Consider the following 21,450-nt stretch of genomic DNA (forward strand, 5'->3'; position numbering starts at 1 on the left):
AGATGGCTCAACCCGCCAGCCAGGAGGCTAGGCCTCGCGAGGCAGCCAGCGCTGCAGCTGGCCCAGCGCCTCGAGCAGGTAGGGATGCAGCAATTCCATTTCCTGGCCATCCAGCAGGTTCTTCACCGTCAGCCCCAGTTCGGTGTCACCTTCCAGGCACAGCCGGCGCTGGAAGAACAGGCTGTCCGGGTCTTCCTCGCGGCTGGCCAGGCAGGCGAACTCCCGCCAGCCCCCCGCCACCTTCACCTCCCAGGGCGCGTCGGTGACCTGCAGGCGACCGTGGGTAAGCGTCAGGGTGACCGCCAGCGCCAGATCATCGATGGACAGACACACCCGGCGCCCTTCGAGCACGTCGAACTCACCGTCGGCCAGTGGCTCGGCCAGGGTGCGGTTGAGCCAGGGCTCGAGACTCGTGCGCAACAGCGGCAGGGGCAGCGGGCCGAGACGGCGCATCAGTGACAGATGCAGACGATGGGGCACCCGGGTCAAGGCACCAGACGTCAACGACGACGGCAGCGAAGGAAGGGTGGGCAGGGCAGGAAGGGCAAGAGAAGGCAACGACAGCGAGCCGAGCGGCGACAGCGACATGACGGGTTCCTGGTCAAGCGGCACGACGCCGCCGGGTCATGCTAGCGATACCCCGCGCCTGTGTTCGTGATGTGCATCAACACCCCCCGCGCACCAACCCTTCCACACATTGCGGTGGCAACCGCTCATCGGGTACCGCCGAGTAGCAGCGCCAATACTCACCGACAAAAAAGGGCGCCTCATTGGCGCCCTCTTGTTCGTACAGCAAGGCTCTCAACCACACTTCGACCAGCCGCAGCCGGCGTAGCAGGTGGGGCAGCCGTCCATCATGATCAGCTCGCCGCGACACTCGGGGCAGTTGCCGACCACGGCGGGGCCGGCGCCTTCGGCGGCGGACTCGGCAGGCTTGCCGTCCAGCGGCTCGACCGCGCCGCTCGGGGTCTCGTCCTCGACCTCGGCGGGGTACCAGCCGTGGCCGGAGGCCTGGCGTCGGGCGTAACGGCTGACCAGGTCCTCCACCGGCACCTGGTTGCCGTCGATGTCGAGGAAGCCGCGACGGTAGAGGATCTGCTGGATCGACCAGGCGATGGCGGCGACCTCGGAGTCATGGAACATCGGCTTGTTCCAGCGGTTCATGCCGCAGCGCACCAGGCCCTTGTCCCAGGCCACCTTGCGCAGATCCGCCACCGCCTGGGTGACGTAGCCGCCGCGGGCGGCCAGCGACAGGCTGCGCATGGTGGCGGTGATCCACTGGTGCTCGCTGGACAGCTGGCCGGAGGGGAAGAAGAACTCCACCGGGCGCTCGATGATAACGCGCTGGCCGTTGAGCACGCCTTCCACCGGCATGAAGGACACCAGCAGGTAGACCTTCTTGCGGCCTTCGGCGCCGACGTAGGAGATCTTCTCGGACACCGCCTCCAGCGTTCCCTCGGGGCGCGAGGGGATGCGCATGGTCAGCGGGTTTTCCTCGGGCAGCGGGGCCGGCGCGGGGGCGGCCTCTTCGCTCTTGACGCGGTAGCCCACGATCTTGGAATTGATTTCGACAGCCATCAGCGGGCTCCTCCAGAAAGATGATGCGGGCGTGACACGCTCACGACCCAGGCATGATATTGCGGCTCGCCGACTGGCAGGCAGGCTGGCTCGCCGCTGGACCGATTACCACTTGCCATAGGTCCCCTCCTTCAAGCCGTCGTAGAGGTTGGCGGCGTTGTGTTCCTCGCCGTCGTAGATCACCGTCTCGTCGCCCTTGAGTTCGAGGGTCTCGCCGTTCTCCAGCTCGAAGATATAGGTGGTGTTCTTGAGGTCATCCTCGCGCACCAGCACGCCCTGGAAGGCCTCCGGGTTGAAGCGGAAGGTGGTGCAGCCCTTGAGGCGGCTCTGGTAGGCGTCCAGGTACAGGTCCTTGAACGCCTCGAAGGCAAAGTCGGTGGGCACGTTGACGGTCTTGGAGATCGCCGAGTCGACCCAGGCCTGGGCCGCGGCCTGCACCGCCACGTGCTGCTTGGGGGTCACCGCGTCGGCGGTGATGAAGTACTCGGGCAGGTCGCTTTCCACCGCGTCGGCGTGCATGAAGTGACGGTAAGCGGCAAGCTCGAAGGACACCACCTCGACCTGCTCCTTGGTCTTCTTGCCGGCCTGGATCACGTTACGGAAGTAGCGATGGGAGAACGACGGCTCGATACCATTGGAGGCGTTGTTGCCCAGCGACAGGCTGATCGTCCCGGTGGGGGCGATCGACGAGTGGTGGGTGAAGCGCGCGCCGTGCTCTGCCAGCTCCGCCACCAGCTGCGGCTCGACCTCGGCAATCTTCTGCATATAGCGGCTGTAGCGCGCGTGCAGGATGCGCCCGGGCACCTTGTCGCCGACCTCATAGCCGTCGCGGCCGAGCTCGGGACGCTCGCGAAGCATCTTCGGCGTCAGCTCGAACTCCTGCTCGAGGATCGGGGCCATGCCCTTCTCGCGGGACAGCTCCAGCGCCTGCTTCCAGCCCTCCACGGCCAGCACTCGGCTGACCTCCTCGGTGAAGCCCAGCGACTCGGCCGAGCCATAGGGCATCTTGAGCATGGTCATGGTCGAGCCGAGGCCCAGGAAACCCATGCCGTGGCGGCGCTTGGCCTCGATCTCGCGGCGCTGGCCGGACAGCGGCAGGCCGCTGATCTCGACCACGTTGTCGAGCATGCGGGTGAAGATCGCCACCACCTCACGGTACTTGTCCCAGTCGAAGCGCGGCTTGTCGCCGAACGGATCGATCACGAAGCGGGTCAGGTTGACCGATCCCAGCAGGCAGGCACCCTCCGGCGGCAGCGGCTGCTCGCCGCAGGGGTTGGTGGCGCGGATCTCTTCGCAGAACCAGTTGTTGTTCATGCGATTGACCTGGTCGATCAGGATGAACCCGGGCTCGGCGTAGTCGTAGGTGGAACGCATGATGGTGTCCCACAGCTCGCGGGCCTTGATCACCTCGACCACGCGGCAGGCCACGCGACCTTCGGCGTCCTGGGTGTAGCCGTCCTCGATCACCGGCCAGTCGCGGTAGATCAGCTCGCTGTCATCGACGTCGCCCTTCTCGCCCTCGTGCAGCGGGAAGGCCAGCGGCCAGTCGGCGTCCTGTTTCACCGCTTCCATGAACTCGTCGGTGATCAGCAGGCTCAGGTTGAACTGGCGCAGGCGACCGGCCTCGCGCTTGGCCTCGATAAAGTCGCGCACGTCGGGATGACCGACGTCGAAGGTGCCCATCTGGGCGCCACGACGGCCGCCGGCGGAGGCCACCGTAAAGCACATCTTGTCGTAGATATCCATGAACGCCAGGGGGCCGTTGGTGCCGGCACCGGCGCCGAACACGAAGGCGCCCTTGTGGCGCAGGGTGGAGAACTCGTAGCCGATGCCGCAGCCGGCCTTGAGCGTCATGCCCGCATCCACCACGCTGTCGAGGATGTCGTGCATGGAGTCGCGAATGGTCCGCGATACCGTGCAGTTGATCAGGCTGACCGCGGGCTTGTAGCCCTCGGCTCCGGCGTTGGAGGTGATCCGGCCTGCCGGCACGGCGCCGTTTTCCAGCGCCCAGCGAAACTTCGGCAGCCACTTGTCAGCGGCGTCGCCCTCGACGGCGGCCAGCGCCTTGGCCACGCGGTCCCAGGTGGCCTGAAGGTCGGCGTCGACGGGCTGGCCGTGGCGGTCCTTCAAGCGATACTTGGCGTCCCAGATGTCATACGAGGGGCCCTGCATGGGAACCTCCTGCGACAGGGCGGCGGCCTTGGCGGATGTGGTCATGAAAGCTTGTCTCCGATGAAGTTACCGGCAAATAAACGGGGTCGTAAAGGGGTGGATGCGCGCTCCGGATAAGCTCGGGCACCCTACCAGATATAGTAAAATTTTCGACCGGCGGCACAATATAAACGAAAAATCGGGCCATGGAAGACCCGATCGTTAATTCGGCTTTGGCGCATGAAAGGTAGCGCGGGCTACCCCGGGCGTCTCGCCCCGGGGCAGCCGCGATAGAGCCGGCTAGACGGTGCGCGAGAAGCGCCCGCTGCCGGGGACCAGGTAGGCATCGAAGGCCATGGCCACGTTGCGCATCATCAGGCGTCCTGCCGGCAGTACCCTGAGCGCTTGCTGCTTGATCTCGATCAAGCCGTCGGCCTGCATCTCGTCGAGCTGGTCGAGGGCGCTGGCGAAATGCGTGCGGAAGTCGATAGCGTGACGGGCCTCGAACTCGGCGAAGCGCACCTCGCCGTGACACATCAGCGAGGTGATCAGCTCGGCACGCAGCAGGTCTTCGTCGCTCAACCGATAGCCCCGCAACACCGGCAGCCGCCCGGCCTCGAGGTGCTCGGCGTACTCGGCGGTGGTCTTGACGTTCTGGCTGTAGGCGTCGCCGACCTTGCCGATGGAGGTGACCCCGAGCCCGATCATGTCGCACTGAGCGTGGGTCGAGTAGCCCTGGAAATTGCGCTGCAGGGTACCGTCGTGACGGGCTCGGCTGAGTTCGTCCTCGGGCAGCGCAAAGTGATCCATGCCGATATAGATGTAGCCCGCCTGGGTCAGCCGCTCGATGGTCAGCTCGAGCAACTCGAGCTTGCGCCCGGGCGGCGGCATGTCCTCGTCGCGGATCAGCCGCTGGGCCTTGAACAGCGACGGCAGGTGGGCGTAGCTGTAGGCGGCGATGCGGTCGGGTCTCAGCGCCACCACCTTGGCCAGGGTGGCGTCGAAGCTGTCGCGGGTCTGCAGCGGCAGCCCATAGATCAGGTCCACCGACACCGAGGCGAAGCCGGCGTCCCGGGCGGCGTCCACCAGGGCTGCCACCTGGGCCTCGCTCTGCACGCGGTTGACCGCCTTCTGGACCAGCGGATCGAAGTCCTGGACGCCGAAGCTCAGACGATTGAAGCCCATCTCGCGCAGTTCATGGATCTGGGCGGGGGTCACCGTACGCGGATCCACCTCCAGCGAGAATTCCCGGCGCTGCTCCGGGGCGAAGCGGAAGTGGCGCGCCAGGGCGTCGATCAGCCCCTTGAGCTGGTCATTGGACAGAAAGGTCGGGGTACCCCCCCCCAGGTGCAGCTGGTTGAGCTCCCGGGTCTCGTCGAACAGCGCCGCCTGCAGGGCGATCTCGCGCTTGAGCAGCGCCAGGTAGTCGGCGGCACGCTCGCGATTGTGGGTAATGATCTTGGAGCAGGCACAGTAGTAGCAAAGGCTTTCGCAGAAGGGCACATGGACGTAGACCGACAGCGGCTTCGGCTCCCCCTGCTGGCTGCGCTCCACCGCCTGGCGATAGTCAGCGACACCGAAGCCGTCGTGGAAGTGCGGCGCGGTGGGATAGGAGGTGTAGCGCGGCCCTGGACGGTCGTACTTCTCGACCAGCGCACGCTGAAACGGCAAAACATCGGATGACATCGACAAGGCCCCTCGTGACACGACCGCCCGACGGCGGCATCTGTCGGCATTGTCGCACGTCGAATCAGCACGTCCCGGCAAGACGAAGCCAGACATGACCTGCATCAAATCACGGCAGCGGCATCACGGCGCTTGCCCCTGTGGCGTGTTCTCGCCCGAGGTAGTGCAAACGCGAGCCAACCACAATGATGCTCCTGCCATTCCAGTGATCCCGATCAAGCATAGTACGGAAGACGTACCTCTCCCCGCCTAAAGTTGACCAACGTCATAGGGTATTGTCGCTGAGCGCTCCAATACTCGAGAGTCCCAAGGGACATCCCGCACAGACCGTGATGCCTGACCCAAGCAGCACGCCGCTTGGGTCAGGTATCACGCCCCAAGACCGAGGAGCGCTCATCATGAAATGGATCCCCCTGGCCGCGCTTGGCGCCGCCTGTCTGTTCAGTCTCAACGCCCAGGCCGCCGGCGACGCCGCCGCCGGTGAAACCAAGATCGGCGCCTGCGCCGCCTGCCATGGCACCGACGGCAAGGCCACCGGACCGATCTATCCCAACCTGGCGGGTCAGAACGCTCCGTACCTGGAAAGCGCGCTCAAGGCCTATCGCGAGGGTCAGCGCGGCGGTGGCATGTCCGCCATCATGGCGCCCCAGGCGGCGGCCCTGTCGGATCAGGATATCGCCGACATCGCCGCCTACTTCTCGTCGCTGACGCCCTGATCCCACCCTGGTGCGCGAAGCGTCCTCGGGGCGCTTTGCGCCTCGAGGTCATGCCATGACCCAAGCCCCCCGCCATTTTCCCCGCCACTGGTCTTCTCCCCTGCGCCTGCTTGTCGTGCTGTTGGCGATGTGGTTAAGCCTGCCCGCCCTGGCGCTGGAATTCGATCAGTATCCCGGTGACCTTGGCAGCGCCAAGGGTGACCTCGCGCTGTTTCAGCAGGCCTTTCCCGGTACCGACAGAATAGAGCCGGTGGCCGACCTGCCGTGGCCGGTCAATGCTCTCTACCGAGGCGACGAGCTGCTCGGCTACGCCTTCGAAAGTGCCGAGGTCGCGCCAATCCCCGCCTACTCGGGCAAGCCGGTCAACCTGCTGATCGCCATCGATCCTTCCGCCAGCCTGCGCCTGGCCAAGGTGCTCAATCATTCCGAACCGATCATGCTGGTCGGTATCCCGTCAGAACGCCTGGACGACTTCGCCGGCCAGCACCTCGGCACCTCGGTGACGTCGCGCCTGGAAGTAGGAGAGGACGTCGATGCCATCTCCGGCGCCACCGTGACCGTCATCGTGGTCAACGACACCATCATGCGGGCCGGGCGTCAGGTCGCCGCCGCCCTTGGGCTGATCGAGGACCCCGCGGCAGCGCCAATCGCCCGTGTGCGCGACGAGGTGTTCGCGCCCGCCGACTGGCAGGGCCTGCTCGACCAGGGGGCACTGGGTCACCTGACTCTGAGCCAGGGAGAGGTCGACGACGCCTTCGTCGGCACCCCGGCGGAGCACTACCTGAGCGGCCAGCGTCCACCCCGCGACGCCACCTTCATCGATCTTTACCTGGGCTACCTCAATGCGCCGAGCGTTGGCCGCAATCTGCTCGGCGAGCGCGGCTACGACCAGTTGATGGCGAGCCTCGCCCCCGGCGAACACGCCGTTGCCCTGCTCGCCGATGGCAGCTTTTCCTACAAGGGGTCGGGCTACGTGCGCGGCGGCATCTTCGATCGTATCGAGCTGGTCCAGGGCAACGCCTCGATCAGCTTCCATGACAGCGACCAGCGCCGCCTGCCGCGTCTGGCCATCGACGGAGCCCCCGCACTCAGCGAACGCGACATCTTCGTGATCCACGAGGACGCCCACTTCGACCCGGGCACGCCCTGGCGGCTGAACCTGCTGGTGCGCCGGGCCTCGGGGCCGCTGACCCAGGAGTTCACCCGCTTTCATCTCGACCAGGCGCTGCCCGAGGCCTTTATCGAGCGTCCCGAGCCGGTGGAGCCCGCCCCGCTGTGGCTCGAGATGTGGCAGCAGAGTCGGCTAGAGCTGATCGGGCTTGGCGCTGGACTGGTGACGCTGTCACTGATCCTGGCCTTTCAGGACGCCCTGGCGCGTCGCCCGCGCCTGCTCCGCCCGCTGCGCAAGGCCTTCCTGCTCTACACCCTGGTCTATATCGGCTGGGTGTCGCTGGCCCAGCTTTCGGTGGTCAATGTGCTGGCGCTGATCCATTCCGTCATCCATGGCTTCAGCTGGTCGGCCTTCCTGATCGATCCGCTGATGTTCGTGCTGTGGGTCTTCGTGGCGGTCACGCTGGTGCTGTGGGGCCGCAGCATCTTCTGCGGCTGGCTGTGTCCCTTCGGCGCGCTGCAGGACCTGGTCAACCAGCTCGCCCGTCACCTGAAGGTGCCGCAACTGACGCTGCCCTTCGCCGTGCACCGGCGGCTGTGGGTGGTGAAGTATCTGATCCTGTTTGGCCTGGTCGGGGTGTCCTTCTACGACCTGGGTCAGGCGGAGCGGCTGGCCGAGGTCGAGCCGTTCAAGACCGCCATCACCCTGCACTTCCTGCGCGACTGGGGCTATGTGCTCTACGCCGTGGCACTGATCGCAAGCTCGGCCTTCATGCACAAGGCCTACTGCCGCTACGTCTGCCCGCTGGGTGCGAGCCTGGCCATCGCCGGTCGCCTGCGCCTTTTCGACTGGCTCAGGCGGCACCGTGGCCAGTGCGGCACGCCCTGCCAGATCTGCGCCAACGACTGCGAACTGGTGGCCATCCATCCCGACGGCCGTATCGAGGCCTCGGAGTGCCACTACTGCCTGGACTGCCAGATCACCTACGACGACGACCGTCGCTGTCCGCCCCGGGTCAAGCGCAGAAAGCGCCTGGAACGGAATGCGGCGAGGACGCACGGCGACGTGGGTGACGCAGAACCCCGCGGATCAAGCCAGGACGGCGACCCGCGGCGTATACCCTGCCTTGAGGAGAACTGAAGTGAGTGACGATTCCCGCAGTATCCAGAATCTGGCCCGACGCCACTTTCTACGCAACAGTGCGGTGACCGGCGTCGCCGGCGCCGGCCTTGCCAGCGGAGTGGTCGGCGGTGTTGGCACCAGCGCCCTGCTCGGCAGCCGCAGCGCCCGCGCCAGTGAAGGCGACGCCATGGTGGCCCCCGGTGAACTCGACGAATACTACGGCTTCTGGAGCGGCGGCCACTCCGGTGAAGTGAGGGTCCTGGGCATCCCCTCCATGCGCGAGTTGATGCGCATTCCGGTGTTCAACACCGAGAGCGCCACCGGATGGGGCATCACCAACGAGTCTAAGCACATCCTCGGCGAGTCCGCGCGTTTCCACAACGGCGACGCCCACCACCCCCACGCCTCGCTCACCGACGGTCGTTATGACGGCAAGTACCTGTTCATCAACGACAAGGCCAATACCCGGGTGGCGCGGATCCGCCTCGACATCATGAAGACCGACAAGGTCACCACTATTCCCAACGTCCAGGCCATCCACGGCCTGCGTCTGCAGAAGGTGCCCTACACCAAGTACGTCTTCGCCAACGCCGAGTTCCCGATCCCCCAGGTCAACGACGGTCGCGACCTGGAGAATCCTGCGAACTACTACACCATGTTCAACGCCATCGACGCCGAGACCATGGAGGTGGCCTGGCAGGTGATCGTCGATGGCAACCTGGACAACACCGACGCCGACTACACCGGCCGCTTCGTTGCCTCGACCTGCTACAACTCCGAGAAGGGCATGACCCTGGCCGACAGCATGCGTGCCGAGCGTGACTGGGTGGTGGTGTACGACGTCGAAGCCATCGAGGCCGCCGTCGAGAAGGGCCAGTTCGAGACCCTGGGCGACTCCCCGGTGCCGGTACTGGACGGACGCAAGGGCTCACCGCTGACCCGCTACATTCCGGTGCCCAAGAACCCCCATGGCCTGAATACCTCACCCGACGGCAAGTACTTCATCGCCAACGGCAAGCTGTCGCCGACGGTGTCGATCATCGCCATCGACAAGCTGCCGGCGCTGTTCGCCGACGAGATCGAGCCCCGCGACAGCGTAGTCGCCGAGCCAGAGCTGGGCCTGGGGCCGCTGCACACCACCTTCGACGGTCGCGGCTTCGCCTACACCACCCTGTTCATCGACAGCCAGGTGGCCAAGTGGAACATCGAGGAGGCGATCCGCGCCTACAACGGCGAGGACGTCAACTACATCCACCAGAAGCTCGACGTGCACTATCAGCCGGGCCACAACCACGCCAGCCTGTGCGAGACCCGCGATGCCGACGGCAAGTGGCTGGTGGTGCTGTGCAAGTTCTCCAAGGACCGCTTCCTGCCGGTGGGACCGCTGCACCCGGAAAACGATCAGCTGATCGACATCTCCGGCGACACCATGAAGCTGGTGCATGACGGCCCGACCTACGCCGAGCCCCATGACGCCATCATGATGCGCGCCGACCAGCTCAACCCGATCCAGGTGTGGGACCGCCAGGATCCGTTCTTCGCGCCCACCCGCGCCATGGCCGAGGCCGACGGTATCACCCTTGAGAGCGACAACAAGGTCATCCGCGACGGCAACAAGGTGCGCGTCTACATGACCTCGGTCGCGCCCCAGTACGGCATCACCGAATTCAAGGTGAAGCAGGGTGACGAGGTCACGGTGGTGATCACCAACCTGGATACCGTCGAAGACCTGACCCACGGCTTCTGCATGGTCAACCATGGCGTGTCCATGGAGATCGGTCCGCAGCAGACGTCCAGCGTCACCTTCACCGCCGAACGCGCCGGGGTGCACTGGTACTACTGCAACTGGTTCTGCCACGCGATGCACATGGAAATGTTCGGTCGCATGCTGGTGGAGAAGGCCTGAGGAGCGGCCGGGCCGGGCGCCGATGGCGCTCGGCCCGGCCCAGGCGACATCACCATGTTTCGAGCTCTCTCCTTTCCTGCAGGTGGCTCGGCATCCAGCCGAGCAACACCGATGGCGCTGGCCCTGACCGCAGGGTTGGCGCTACTGGCGATACTTAGTCCCAGCGAGGTGCTGGGCGCTGAGCTGAAGGTGACCGCGGGCACACCGCTCAAGCGCTGGGTCGAGCAGGCCGAGCCCAACGATATCCTGCGGCTCGCACCGGGCCACTACACGACAGGCCCGGTGATCATCGACAAACCGCTTAGCCTGGTCGCCGACGGTGCCGGTGTGGTGATCGATGGCGGCGGCAGCGGGACCCTGCTGACCTTGCGCTCACCTGGCATTTCCCTGTCCGGGCTGACCCTTCAGCACTGGGGCGCGGACCTGACCGCCATGGATGCGGGCGTTCACGTGGAAAGGACCGCCCATGGCGCCAGCATCGAGCGTTGCCGGCTGTCCGGCCCTGGCTTCGGCATCTGGCTCGATGGCGTCGACGACGCCCGGGTCCTCGACAATCAGATTCGCGGCGATACCCGGGTACGCTCCCAGGATCGCGGCAACGGCATGCAGCTATTCAATGCGCGTCGGGCGCTGGTCTCCGGCAACGATATCCGCCAGGTGCGCGACGGCGTCTATATCGACACCAGCAGCGACAGCGTGATCGACGGCAATCTGCTCGAAGACCTTCGCTACGGCGTCCACTACATGTACGCCCACGACAATAGCGTGACCAACAACCTGACCCGTCACACCCGCACCGGCTACGCCCTGATGCAGTCCCGTGGGCTGACGGTGAGGGCCAATCGCTCCATCGAGGATCGCAACTACGGCATCCTGATGAACAACATCACCGAAAGCCGGATCATCGACAACGACATCATCGGCGTGCGCCAGGCACGCGACGCCCATGACCGGGGCCTGGTCAGCGGTGGCGATGGCAAGGCCATCTTCGTCTACAACGCCCAGTTCAACGTGATTCGCGGCAACCGCCTCGAGGACAGCGACATCGGGCTTCACCTGACCGCAGGCTCCGAGGACAACCGCATCAGCGGCAACGCCCTCATCCACAATCGCCGCCAGGTGAAGTACGTGGCCACTCGACAGCAGGAATGGTCCGAGCACGGTCGCGGCAACTACTGGAGCGACTACCTGGGCTGGGACCTTGACGAGGACGGCATCGGCGACACCCGCTACCAGCCCAATGACGCCATGGACCAGCTGCTGTGGCGACACCCGGAGGCCAAGGTGCTGATGGCGAGCCCGGCGGTGCTGGCGCTGCGTTGGGTACAGCGCGCCTTTCCGGTATTTCGCCCCGCCGGCGTCAGCGACAGCGCCCCCCTGATGACGCCTTCGAGACCTCGTTCCGCCACACGGACATCCTATCCATGACCCGCGCCACGACCTGCGCCACAACCTGCGCTATCGCCTTTGACGACGTCAGCCTGGAACACGGCGGCGTGACCCGCCTGTCGCACCTCAGCCTCGAGGTGAACAGGGGCGAGGTGCTCGGCCTGCTCGGCCACAACGGCGCCGGCAAGACCACCAGCATGAAACTGATGCTGGGACTGCTGTCGCCCACCCGGGGAAGTCTCAGCGTGCTTGGACAACGGCCGGACCGAGCCGGTGACCGAGCCTTTCGCCAGCACCTGGGCTACCTGCCCGAAAATGTTCGCTTCTACCCCAACCTGAGCGGGCGAGAGACCCTCACCTACCTGGCCCGACTCAAGGGTCGGCCCACGGCAGAGGTGGACGAGCTGCTGGTGCAGGTGGGGCTTGGTGGGGCCGCAGACCGTCGTCTGGCGACCTGGTCCAAGGGCATGCGCCAGCGCCTGGGGCTGGCCCAGGCGTTGCTTGGCGAGCCTCGGCTACTGCTGCTCGACGAGCCCACCAGTGGCCTCGACCCCGCCGCCACCGAGGCGGTCTACGCCACCATCGGAATGCTGAAGGCGCGTGGCGTGACGGTGGTGCTGTCTTCCCACCTGTTGCCGGGGGTCGAGCCGGTGATCGATCGTGCGCTGATCCTCGGCGAGGGCAAGTGCCTGGCGCTGGGCGACCTGGCGAGCCTTCGTGAACGCTTTGCGCTGCCCTACGTCATCGAGATGCGGGGTGCTCCCCAGGATCTGGCACTAAGGCTGATTCGCGAGGGCATCCCCGCCCGCTCTTCGTTGGCGGACGGTGGTCGACTGCGACTGGAAGTGGCCCCGGAGCACCGCATGAACGCCTTGAGGCTGTGCACTGCCTTTCAGGGGCTCAAGGACCTGGAGATTCGCCCGCCCAGCCTCGAGGCACTGTACCGACGTGTCCAGGACCCCAGCGGCCGCGACCCAGGCAATGGCAGTGAAGGGAGCAGCGAGAGCGACGCCAGCGACCGCTACCAGGTGATCGACGAGACCGACCACACCACCGTCTCACCATCCGCCGAGGACACGCCCTGATGCGCCTTTTGCTGACCATCGCCCACAAGGAATTCCGTGACGGCCTGCGCCACCGCTGGGTGCTCGGGATCGCCGTGCTGCTGGGGGTACTGGCGCTGGGCATCGCCGCCTTCGGTGCTGCCGCCAGTGGTGGTACCGGCTTTACCGGCCTGTCCACCACCCTGATCAGCCTGTCGACGCTATCCATGCTGCTGATCCCGCTGATCGCCCTGATGCTGGCCTACGACGCCATCGTCGGCGAAGACGAGGGCGGCACCCTGCTGCTGCTCGCCACCTACCCCATGTCACGCCGGACCTGGCTGCTCGGCAAGTTCATGGGCCACGCCTGGGTGCTGGGCCTGGCCACCCTGTGCGGCTTTGCGGTCGCTGGCGTGGTCATCGCTTTCGCCACACCGGAAACCGCGCTGGCCGAGGTAGCCGCAGGGCTCACTACCCTGATCGTCTCCAGCGTGCTGCTGGGCTGGTCGTTTCTGGCCCTGGCGTACTGGATCAGCGCCCGTGCCGGCAGCAAGCAGGCTGCTGCCAGCCAGGCCCTGATCACCTGGTTCGTTTTCGTGCTGGTACTGGACCTGGCGCTGCTCGCCCTGCTGGTAGGCGTGCGCCAGGGAGGGGCCTGGCTGCCCTGGCTGATGCTGGCCAACCCGGCCGAGTGCTTCCGACTGCTGGTGCTCTCGGCGGTCGAGCCTCATCAGGCCTCCGCGATCACCGCCCTGGCCAGCGCCACCCCCAGGTCGCCCTTGCTGCTGGCGCTGCTGCAGGTCGTCTGGGTGCTGCTACCCCTGGGTCTGGCGATCAGGCGATTCGAGCATCGAGCGCTGTAACCCGCACGTCCAGTTCAGCCGAATGCCGACGCTGCCTGCCGGCTATTGCCGCGGGTTATTGCTGTCGGCGCCCTCACTCCGTCCGCCTGGAGAACTCCCATGTCCCTTCCTTCTATGCTGCAACGCTTTGCCATCGGTGGCCTGATGCTGTTGTTGATCGGCTGCAACGACGGCACCTCTGACACGACTATCGGCCCCGCCCCCATCGGTGATGACGACATCTGCCATGTATGCGGGATGTTGATCGAGGCCATGCCAGGTCCCAAGGGAGAACTCGCACTCGATGGTGACAGCGAGGTCACCAAGTTCTGCTCTGCGGCGGAAATGCTGGTCTTTCTTCTTCAACCGGAAAACGTCGAACGCCTTGCCCATGCCTGGGTTCATGACATGGCTCGCACCGACTGGGACCACCCCGGAAACGGTGCCTTTATCAGTGCACAGGAGGCCTGGTACGTGTCTGGTCATTCGCGGCCCGGCGGCATGGGACATCCGTTGGCTACCTTTGCCACAAGAAGGGACGCGGAGGCTTTTCAGCACGAACATGGCGGCATCATCGAGGGCTTTGATGAGCTAGACATCGACCAGCTAACCCATATGAGCCGAGCAAGCCACCCTTGAATAGGTATAGAAAATCCCGCAAATATGCAGCGACAAAAGCCGACCAAAAAAATTGCTAAATTTATGGATTTACCATGCTACATTCAAGAGACAATAAGATGAATGGAACATCCATGACAAGGAGTTAAACCGCGCATGTTATCTCATTGATATAGGTCATCTGGCGTAGGAATAATCGCACATCGCTACGCTTTAATGCGCCAAGCCTGCGTGAGATTTCTCGTCCCTTGCTAGAGTCGAAAGCATGAGCGAAAGCCTCCCTTCTCTTTACCAAGTCGCCCAAGGGGCGCCGGGGCACGACCAATGCATCTGACACGATTTACCGACTACTCATTGCGCGTTCTGATGTACCTTGCCGAATCCGGCAACGAACGCACCACGATCGCCGAGATCGCCTCACGCTTCGAGGTCTCACGCAACCATCTGATGAAGGTGGTTCAGGAGCTCAGTCGCCTTGGCTATGTCTCCGCCGTCCGTGGCAAGCACGGGGGACTGTCGCTCAAGCAGGCGCCGGGCAGCATCCACCTCGGCGCCCTGGTCAGGGATACCGAACATAGCCTCGCGCTGGTGGAGTGCGAAGGGGACGACAGCGCCTGCTACATCGCGCCCATCTGCCGCTTCAAGCAGATCGCCAACGAAGGGTTGACCGCATTTCTGGAGGTCCTGGATCGCTACACCCTGGATGACCTGATGACCCCTCAGTGCCGCCAGCGCCTGCACACCCTCAAGCTGATCGAGCTCGAGCCGGAGCCTGAAGCCGAGCCCGCCTGACGCGCCGAGGCAAGACAGGGTAACGCCACGACAGCGTACTCCGAGAATGCTAGCCTCCTGACCTCTGAGTTCTCTCGGTCGTCAGGAGCCAGCATGCCGATTCCGCCATTGTTTTCACCTCGCCGCGCCCGCCTTCTTCGCCTGAGTGTCGCCGCCGCACTGGTCTCCGTACTCGGGCTGACAGGCGTCAGCAGCCAAGCCATGGCGGTGGATTTCGACACCTCGGCCCACCAGACCCACCAGGACTGGCAGACCTTGATCGCGACCCTCGGCGACGAGTCCCATGTGCGAGCGGTCCAAAGGACCAGCTACAGCGACGCCATGCTCAGCGTCAACGCCACGCCAGGACATTGCCGCACGCCCTGGATCGAGGTCAGAAGCGACCTTGGCCAGCGTCAGGCCGTGAGCGAAGTGGTCAATCGCGTTCCCATCGACCTGCTGGTAGACGAGCAACGTGCCCAGACCGGCACGGCGGTGCTGTCCACCCAACGCGGTGACGACGGCCTCTACGTGCGCGTGAATGGCATCGACATGGACCTGCTGGCCTCGCGTCTCGCCACCGGTGAGCAGCTGCATCTGCGCCTGCGCATGACGCCCGATACCAGCGACTACTGGTTCATGAGCTTTTCACTGAATGGCGCCTTTACGGCATGGCAGCGGATGCAGACCCTGTGCAGGGCTTCCTGATCCGGCAGCAATTCCAGAGGCAATATAAAGGTGCGGGCGTCATGATGCCTGAGAGGGCTAGCGGCGCGCCTGCTTCGGGGACCTGCTTCGGGGACCTTCCCCGAATAGGCCCCCTGAAGCCGCTCAGGCGGGCCGCTCCATCGCCTGCAAGGTATCTCCCAGACCATCCTGCCGCTGCCCATCGCGGCTCAACCAGCGCCGCGCGAAGTCATCACCGCTCAAAGGCCGTGACAGCAGATACCCCTGCCCAAGATCGCAGCCCAGGGCACGCAGTGCCTCGAACTGCGCCGGCGTCTCGATGCCCTCTGCCACCACCGTCAGTCCCAGACGATCGGCCATGGCGATGATGGTGGCGACGATGGCGTGATCGTTGCTGTCGGTCAGCATGTCGCTGACGAAGGACATATCGATCTTGACCGCCTGTACGGAAAAGCGCTTGAGGTAGGCCAGCGAGGAATAGCCGGTCCCGAAATCGTCGATGGCCAGGGCGAATCCCTGCTGGCGCAGGGTGTCGGTGATGCGTATCGCCTGCTCGGGATCCTTCATGAAGCCGCTTTCGGTGATTTCCAGCCCCAGCAGCGAGGGGGAAACGCCAGCCCGGGCGGCGATCTCGCAAAGCTTGATTGCCAGCTCGGGATCCTCGAACTGGGCCGCCGCCAGATTGACGTAGAGACGCTCGGGCAGCCGGTCCAGCGATGCCTGCTGCCACTGCTTAAGCTGTCGGCAGGTCTGCTCCATCACCCAACTGCCGAGGGCCTCGATCATCCCCTGTTCCTCGGCCACGGCGACGAATTCCATCGGGCTTATCCATCCCAGTTCGGCGTCGTGCCAGCGACAAAGTACCTCGGCGCCGATCAGGTCCCCGCTCTTGAGGTCGACGCAAGGTTGAAAGCGGAGCTCGAGACGTTTCGTGTCCAGCGCCTCACCCAGACGAGAAGCAAGCACCAGTCGGCGCCGCAGATCACGTCCCATCTCAGGTGCGTAGAAGCGATAGCCGCTGCGGCTTTCCTTGGCATGGTACATGGCGATGTCGGTGTGCTTGAGCAGTTCCCGGGAACTATCGCCATCGTCGGGGAAGAAGGCGACGCCGATGCTGACGTCGACGTTGAATCGATGCCCCTCATGCACCACTGGATCATTCAAGGCGCTGAGCAGACGCCCCACGACCTGGGCGGCTCCGATCTCGTCGGTCTGCTCCACCATGACGACGAACTCATCGCCCCCCATCCGCGCCAGGCTTTCGAGCCTGCCAAGGCAACCGCTGAAGCGAGCGGCCACCTCCTTGAGCACTTGATCACCGACGTCGTGGCCCTGACCGTCGTTGATCTCCTTGAAGCGGTTGAGGTCGAGGAACATCAGTGCCACCCGATATTGCTCGGTGCGAGCCCGGACAATGGCCGCCTGCAGACGCTCCATGAAGTGGACCCGGTTGGGTAGACCGGTCCCGGGATCGAAGAAGGCCAGATGCCGTATATGGGCGTCGCTGCGGCGCCGTTCGAGCTCCGCCGAGGCGCCTGCGGCAAAGATCCGCAACAGATGACAGATGGGTTCAGGATCATGCAGCGGCTGGCGATACAGCGCAAACAGGATACCGACGGCGTCGCCGTTGGCGTCTTCCAGGCGTCGGCCGACGTAGGCTTCCACGGCGAAGCCGACCATCTCCTCGGCGCGGGGATAGCGTTGGCTCATGCCTCGAGCAATCACATGCTCGCTGTCGCGAAAGGAGCTCTCGCAGGGTAGCCCTTCGAAACTGTAGTGAAAGGGCTCCACCGGCTGGCCCGATACCAGGCCGGCGATCAGCGTCGCCTGCAACGGGACGCTTTCCTCGACGCGTGACACGAACACGGCGTCCGCGCCTAGGGCGTCGGTCAGACGTCGCACCAGCAGGGTAAAGAAGGCGTCGTCGCTGCGCGCCGTCACCAGTTCGGCCATGTCCAGCACCGCCTGCTGGGTGTTCTGCTGATGCTGGTGGGCGCGCATGGCCTGCAAGCCAAACGACAGGTTGTCCGCAAGCTCCCTCAGCAGCGCCAGTTCGTCGGCGCCAGCGTGGTAGGGCTGATCCATCAACAGCACCAGCACGCCCCGTCGCTCGCTTCCCAGACTCAGCGGCAAGGCCACCTCCGCCACGACCCCGAATCGTTCGGCCCAGGGCGGAGGCGCTACCGTACCTGTCGTATAGTCGGCTACCCGTTGCTCCTTGCCTTCATGCACCGCTTGCCCGCTGGGGCCCTGGCCCTCAGGCGTGGTCACATCCCAGCTGAAACAAGCGTGACGCAACAATTCATCGGCGCCACCGGCGCTGACCAGCGGCAGGATGCTGCGCTCGGGGTCGTCCTGGGCCAGCCCCGCCCAGGCGTAGCGGTAGCCGCCCTGCTCCACCGCGAGCCGACAGGCCTCCTGGAAGATTGCCATCTCGTCGGAGAGCCGAATCACCGCACGGTTGACCAGTCGTAGCAGAGTCAAAGCGCGGTGGGCGCGCTTGAGCTGTCGGTTGGTCGTGTCCAGCTGAGTGGCGGTCTTCTCCAGCGCCTGCTCGGTGCGCCGATTGGACAGTTCGGCCCCGCAGCGCGCCGCGGCAATTCTCAGCACCTCCTCGACCAGGCGACGCTGGTGCAGTCGATGGCGGTGCAAGGCAACCAGAACACCATGCAACTCACCTTCGGGCCCTCGCATCGCCACTCCGGCATAGGCTTCTGCACCAAAATCTCGCAGCAGGACGTCGTCCGGAAAGGCACTGCAGACGTTCTCCGGATAGATGCAGGCTCCGCCGTCCAGGGCATCGCGACAGGGGGTGCCGGCAGTCTCGTACTCGACGTCTGGCTGATGCTTGCCATCTGCCATCAGCACCATGGACCGCAGGCGTGAGCCGTCCGCGACAGGGGTCGCTATCATCATGGCGTCAGCATTGAGGATTACCGCCAGCCGATCGACCAGATGCATGAAGAAGTCATCACCGATATCCCGCGACAGGCTGTCGGCTAGGCTTTGAAAGGCTCTGCGGGCATCCATCTTCATAGGCCGGGCGACGATCCACTGAATAAGGTAATCAATGGTATCGAGGATAGCTTAACTTCGGGGCACCCCGCCGCCTCGTCCTGGCATTCTGTGCCGTTTCTCCCAGAGCCAGACATCATCTTGCACCAGCAAACGGCGACATCTCCAGGACAACTGTCCCAGAAAACAGAATGTTAGTACTAAGTCGCAAGCATCAACGGTTCATGCCGGTAATCGCACAGATTCGTACATCCTTCCGTCGTACGAGCCTAGGCGCTGTCCGAAAAGTCGACGAGCGAAGGTTAGACAAGGCAAAAATCGGTGAGAAAGCGCAGTTTACGGGGTGTAAACGAGCATGTTGATCCGATTTTTAACGCCGTATTACCGAGCGCAGGCACTTTTCAGACAAGCCCTAAAGCACCCGGCTTCTCAACCATCCGGTCAACACCTCTCCCAGCAACACCAGAATGACGATGCCACAGAGAATGGTGGCCACCGTCGGCCAGGCAAAGGTGTCGATGGCCCCCTGGAGGATGACGCCGATACCGCCGGCCCCGACCAGCCCCAGCACGGTGGACTCGCGAATATTGATGTCCCAGCGCAGGATGATCACGGCAAAGAAGGCCGGAACGACCTGAGGCACCACCGCGTAGAGGATGACCTTGGGCCGACTGGCGCCCACCGCTTCCATCGCTTCGACCGGCCGTCGGTCGATTTCCTCGATGGCCTCGCCCATCAGCTTGCCGACGAAACCGATGGAGCGACACATGATAGCGAGGATGCCCGCCAGCACGCCGGGGCCGAAGATCGCCACGAACAGCAGCGCCCAGATGATGGTATTGACCGAACGACTGGCCACCAGCACGAAACGGGCAAACCACAGGCAGGCACGATTGGGCGTGGTGTTCTGGGCCGCCAGGTAGGCGATGGGCAGGGCCACAAAGATTGTCGAGAACGTGGCCAGGGTGGCGATATGGACGGTCTCGACCAATGCCTCGACAATCTCGCCGAGGCGCCGCGGGTCGGGTGGCCACATGCGGTCGGCCAGGCTGTAGATCTGGGCAGGCGCATCCCACACCCAGGGCCAGAAGATATCGACATCCCTGGCCGCCCAGCTCAACACCGCCACGACCAGCAACAGCAGCACGAAGCGCGTCCAGCGCTCCCGTCGGCTGTAGCGCTGCCATACCCGTTGTTCTGTCGGCGTCGCTACCATAGTCGTCTCCTGACCCAGCCACTGATGCCCTCACTGACCAGAATCACCGCGATGATCACCAGCAGGATGGCGAAGGCAAAGTCATAGTCGTAGCGCCCGAAGGCGTTCATCAGGGTGCCACCGATACCACCGGCGCCGACGATACCGACCACCGCCGAGGCGCGCAGATTGCTGTCCAGCTGATACATGGAAAGCCCCAGCTGGCGTGGCAGGATCTGGGGGAAGACGGCGTACAGCAACGTGGACATGAACCCTGCACCGACCGACCGCATGGCCTCCACCTGCCCCCAGTCGATCTCCTCGATCTCTTCGGCCAGCAGTTTTCCGACAAAGCCGATGGAATAAAGCGTCAGGGTCAGGATCCCGGCCAGGGGTCCGAACCCCACCGCCTTGACGAACAGAATCGCCACGATGACCGGGTGAAAACTGCGCGACACGATGATCACCGCTCGCCCCACCAGATAGACCGGACGCGGGGCGATATTGCGCGCCGCCATCACCGCAAAGGGGATCGACAGTGCCACCCCCAGCAGAGTCGCCAGCAGGGCAATCTGGAAGCTTTCCTTGAAGCCGGTCAGCAGCAGTTCGAAGCGCTCGAAACTGGGCGGAAAGCCGCCGCCGAAGATGCGCGCGGCCCGCGGCAGCCCATCGCTGATCCGCTCCCAGTCGAACGGCAGGGTGGCCAGCGCCCAGCCCAGGTAACCCAACACGCCCAGCGCCAGCAGCAGGCGCACCACAGGACTGGCGATAAAGGGCGGCTTGCGCCAGGTCCGAGCCTTGTCGTTGACCATCAGCGTTCCCCTTCCGCGACGGTCGATGCGGAGGTCTCGTCCGGGGCCTCGATGCCACCGTAGATCTCCTCCAGCGCTGCGGCATCAAAGCGCTCCGGCGTGCCATCGAAGATCATGCGACCGTGGCGCAAGCCGACGATACGCTCGGTGTAGGCCCTGGCCTGGGCCACATTGTGAATGTTGATCAGCACCGGCAATGACAGCTCGCTGGCCAGGGCTCTCATCAGCTTCATGATCTGCTCGCTGGTGACGGGGTCCAGCGAGGCGGTCGGCTCGTCGGCCAGCAGAATGTCCGGCTCCTGCATCAAGGCTCGGACGACCCCGACGCGCTGGCGTTCGCCGCCGGACAGTTCGTCCGCGCGCTTGTTGGCGTACTGGGCGATGCCCACTCGCTCCATCAGGTGGAAGGCGCGTTCGATATCCTCCGGCGGGAAGCGGCGCCGCCATGCCTGAAAGAAGCCGACGTAGCCAAGCCGACCGGCCAGCACGTTCTCCATCACCGTCAATCGGTCGATCAGGTTGAAGCCCTGGAAGACCATGCCGATGCGCCGCCTGGCCTGGCGCAGTGGTGCGCCCTTGAGGCTGGACAACTCCTGGCCATTGAGCCTGATCGACCCCGAGGTGGGTTCGATCAGCCGATTGATGCAGCGGAGCAAGGTGCTCTTGCCCGCCCCGGACGCCCCCACGATGGACACCACGGAGTTGCCTTCCACGCGCAGATCCAGCCCCTTGAGCACGGGGTCATCGTGGCCATAGCGCTTGACCAGCTGGCTAATCTCGAGCATTGCACATCCTCGTTCCCCGGGAA

Annotated in this window: 17 protein-coding genes; 9 read left to right on the plus strand and 8 right to left on the minus strand. The window is 64.6% G+C overall.

Annotated features, from left to right (window positions below):
- Window positions 1-27 precede the first annotated feature (27 nt).
- The 4 genes from ubiT to hemN form a co-directional block, all read right to left on the minus strand.
- A complete protein-coding gene (ubiT, locus tag NFH98_RS19180) occupies window positions 28-588 on the minus strand; it encodes a ubiquinone anaerobic biosynthesis accessory factor UbiT (RefSeq protein WP_348827231.1) in 561 nt (186 codons plus the stop codon).
- Between the two features lie 213 nt (window positions 589-801).
- Window positions 802-1,578 (minus strand): ribonucleoside-diphosphate reductase, encoded by a 777-nt coding sequence (locus NFH98_RS19185; protein ID WP_108448631.1) that lies wholly within the window; start codon window positions 1,576-1,578, stop codon window positions 802-804.
- Window positions 1,579-1,683: 105 nt separating this feature from the next.
- A complete protein-coding gene (locus NFH98_RS19190; RefSeq protein WP_045993536.1) occupies window positions 1,684-3,795 on the minus strand; it encodes an adenosylcobalamin-dependent ribonucleoside-diphosphate reductase in 2,112 nt (703 codons plus the stop codon).
- Between the two features lie 234 nt (window positions 3,796-4,029).
- Window positions 4,030-5,415 (minus strand): oxygen-independent coproporphyrinogen III oxidase, encoded by a 1,386-nt coding sequence (gene hemN / locus NFH98_RS19195; RefSeq protein ID WP_348827232.1) that lies wholly within the window; start codon window positions 5,413-5,415, stop codon window positions 4,030-4,032.
- A 398-nt stretch (window positions 5,416-5,813) separates the two neighbouring features.
- Here hemN and NFH98_RS19200 point away from each other — a divergent pair, with 398 nt between their 5' ends.
- The 9 genes from NFH98_RS19200 to NFH98_RS19240 all read left to right on the plus strand — a co-directional run bounded on the left by NFH98_RS19200 (window position 5,814) and on the right by NFH98_RS19240 (window position 15,641).
- Entirely contained in the window at window positions 5,814-6,131 is a 318-nt protein-coding gene (locus tag NFH98_RS19200; RefSeq protein WP_045993538.1) for a c-type cytochrome, read from the plus strand.
- 55 nt (window positions 6,132-6,186) lie between these two features.
- On the plus strand, window positions 6,187-8,382 hold the full coding sequence (locus NFH98_RS19205; RefSeq protein WP_348827233.1) for a 4Fe-4S binding protein: 2,196 nt from the start codon (window positions 6,187-6,189) through the stop codon (window positions 8,380-8,382).
- 1 nt (window position 8,383) lies between these two features.
- Window positions 8,384-10,270 (plus strand): TAT-dependent nitrous-oxide reductase, encoded by a 1,887-nt coding sequence (nosZ, locus tag NFH98_RS19210; protein ID WP_253554425.1) that lies wholly within the window; start codon window positions 8,384-8,386, stop codon window positions 10,268-10,270.
- Window positions 10,271-10,324: 54 nt separating this feature from the next.
- Entirely contained in the window at window positions 10,325-11,698 is a 1,374-nt protein-coding gene (locus NFH98_RS19215) for a nitrous oxide reductase family maturation protein NosD (RefSeq protein WP_348827234.1), read from the plus strand.
- Window positions 11,695-12,744 carry an ABC transporter ATP-binding protein gene (locus NFH98_RS19220; RefSeq protein WP_348827235.1) on the plus strand — a complete coding sequence of 350 codons (1,050 nt, stop codon included), beginning with the start codon at window positions 11,695-11,697 and terminating at the stop codon, window positions 12,742-12,744. Before NFH98_RS19215 ends, NFH98_RS19220 begins: the two co-directional genes overlap by 4 nt.
- Window positions 12,744-13,565, plus strand: a complete 822-nt coding sequence (locus NFH98_RS19225; RefSeq protein WP_253554434.1) for an ABC transporter permease — start codon at window positions 12,744-12,746, stop codon at window positions 13,563-13,565. Before NFH98_RS19220 ends, NFH98_RS19225 begins: the two co-directional genes overlap by 1 nt.
- Before the next feature lie 99 nt (window positions 13,566-13,664).
- Window positions 13,665-14,183: a nitrous oxide reductase accessory protein NosL gene (locus NFH98_RS19230; RefSeq protein WP_349623043.1), complete on the plus strand. Its 519-nt coding sequence runs from the start codon at window positions 13,665-13,667 to the stop codon at window positions 14,181-14,183.
- Between the two features lie 303 nt (window positions 14,184-14,486).
- A complete protein-coding gene (locus NFH98_RS19235) occupies window positions 14,487-14,954 on the plus strand; it encodes an Rrf2 family transcriptional regulator (RefSeq protein WP_108132096.1) in 468 nt (155 codons plus the stop codon).
- Between the two features lie 93 nt (window positions 14,955-15,047).
- Window positions 15,048-15,641 (plus strand): hypothetical protein, encoded by a 594-nt coding sequence (locus tag NFH98_RS19240; protein WP_045993544.1) that lies wholly within the window; start codon window positions 15,048-15,050, stop codon window positions 15,639-15,641.
- 123 nt (window positions 15,642-15,764) lie between these two features.
- Here the strand turns inward: NFH98_RS19240 and NFH98_RS19245 are convergent, their stop codons facing one another.
- The 4 genes from NFH98_RS19245 to phnC all read right to left on the minus strand — a co-directional run bounded on the left by NFH98_RS19245 (window position 15,765) and on the right by phnC (window position 21,427).
- A complete protein-coding gene (locus NFH98_RS19245; protein WP_348827237.1) occupies window positions 15,765-18,650 on the minus strand; it encodes a bifunctional diguanylate cyclase/phosphodiesterase in 2,886 nt (961 codons plus the stop codon).
- A gap of 397 nt (window positions 18,651-19,047) precedes the next feature.
- Window positions 19,048-19,851: a phosphonate ABC transporter, permease protein PhnE gene (gene phnE / locus NFH98_RS19250; RefSeq protein ID WP_108132093.1), complete on the minus strand. Its 804-nt coding sequence runs from the start codon at window positions 19,849-19,851 to the stop codon at window positions 19,048-19,050.
- Window positions 19,845-20,642, minus strand: coding sequence for a phosphonate ABC transporter, permease protein PhnE (gene phnE, locus NFH98_RS19255; RefSeq protein WP_045994839.1), 798 nt, complete (start codon window positions 20,640-20,642; stop codon window positions 19,845-19,847). The genes phnE (NFH98_RS19250) and phnE (NFH98_RS19255) overlap by 7 nt, the downstream gene beginning before the upstream one ends.
- Complete coding sequence (phnC, locus tag NFH98_RS19260) at window positions 20,642-21,427, minus strand: phosphonate ABC transporter ATP-binding protein (protein ID WP_045994840.1); 786 nt, start codon at window positions 21,425-21,427, stop codon at window positions 20,642-20,644. Before phnC ends, phnE (NFH98_RS19255) begins: the two co-directional genes overlap by 1 nt.
- Between the last annotated feature and the right edge of the window lie 23 nt (window positions 21,428-21,450).

The sequence above is a fragment of the Halomonas sp. H33-56 genome, from assembly GCF_040147035.1.
Lineage (GTDB): Bacteria > Pseudomonadota > Gammaproteobacteria > Pseudomonadales > Halomonadaceae > Halomonas > Halomonas litopenaei.